General features: G+C 68.2%; 2 protein-coding genes. Both read left to right on the plus strand.

Annotated elements, in window-relative coordinates; all coding sequences use genetic code 11:
• Positions 1-582: electron transfer flavoprotein subunit beta/FixA family protein (locus ACH4EW_RS32465; RefSeq protein ID WP_398263161.1), on the plus strand; the 582-nt coding region annotated here is incomplete at its 5' end.
• A gap of 60 nt (positions 583-642) precedes the next feature.
• A partial coding sequence (locus ACH4EW_RS32470) for an electron transfer flavoprotein subunit alpha/FixB family protein (RefSeq protein WP_398263163.1) occupies positions 643-1121 on the plus strand: 479 nt, incomplete at its 3' end.

Raw genomic sequence — 1121 nt, forward strand, 5'->3', positions numbered from 1 at the left:
GCCAAGGACGCGTTGCGCAAGGCGTTGTCGATGGGTGCGGACAAGGCCGTTCATGTCGAGGACGATGATCTGCACGGCAGTGATGTGATGGGTACGTCGCTGGTGCTGGCGAAGGCGGTCGAGAAGACCGGTTACGACCTGGTGATCTGCGGTATGGCGTCGACGGACGGTGTGATGGGTGTGCTGCCGGCGGTGCTGGCGGAGCGTCTGGGTGTCCCGCAGGTCACGCTGTTGTCCGAGGTCGGGGTCGAGGGCGGCACGGTGACGGGCCGCCGGGACGGTGACACGGCCTCGGAGCGGCTGGAGGCGTCGTTGCCGGCGGTGGTGTCGGTGACGGACCAGTCGGGTGAGGCGCGTTACCCGTCGTTCAAGGGGATCATGGCGGCGAAGAAGAAGCCGGTTCAGTCGCTGGATCTGGGGGATCTGGGGATCGAGGCGGACGAGGTGGGTCTGGCGGGTGCCTGGACCGTGGTGGATTCGGCGGCGGAGCGTCCGGCCCGTACGGCGGGCACGATCGTCAAGGACGAGGGCGAGGGCGGCAGGCAGCTGGCCGAGTTCCTTGCGGGTCAGAAGTTCATCTGACTCTCTGCTTGTCCCCTTGCCCCCGTAGTTTCTTCGCAACTCGCAGGAGATTGAAGTCCCATGGCTGAAGTTCTCGTCTATGTCGATCACGTGGACGGTTCCGTCCGCAAGCCCACCCTGGAGCTGTTGACGCTGGCCCGTCGTATCGGTGAGCCGGTCGCGGTCGCTCTCGGCAGTGGCGCTGCCGGTACCGCCGGGGTGCTGGCCGAGCACGGTGCGGTGAGGGTCCTGACCGCTGATGCGCCGGAGTTCGCCGACTACCTCGTCGTGCCGAAGGTCGACGCGCTGCAGGCCGCCCATGACGCGGTCTCCCCGGTCGCGGTGCTGGTCCCGTCCTCCGCGGAGGGCAAGGAGATCGCGGCCCGTCTCGCGGTCCGGATCGGGTCGGGCATCATCACCGACGCCGTCGACCTGGAGGCCGGTGAGCAGGGCCCGGTCGCCACGCAGTCCGCGTTCGCCGCGTCGTTCACCACCAGGTCCCGTGTCTCCAAGGGGACCCCGGTCATCACGGTCAAGCCGAACTCGGCTCCGGTCGAGGC

The sequence above is a fragment of the Streptomyces sp. NPDC018000 genome (assembly GCF_044328025.1).
In the GTDB taxonomy this organism is placed as follows: Bacteria; Actinomycetota; Actinomycetes; order Streptomycetales; family Streptomycetaceae; genus Streptomyces.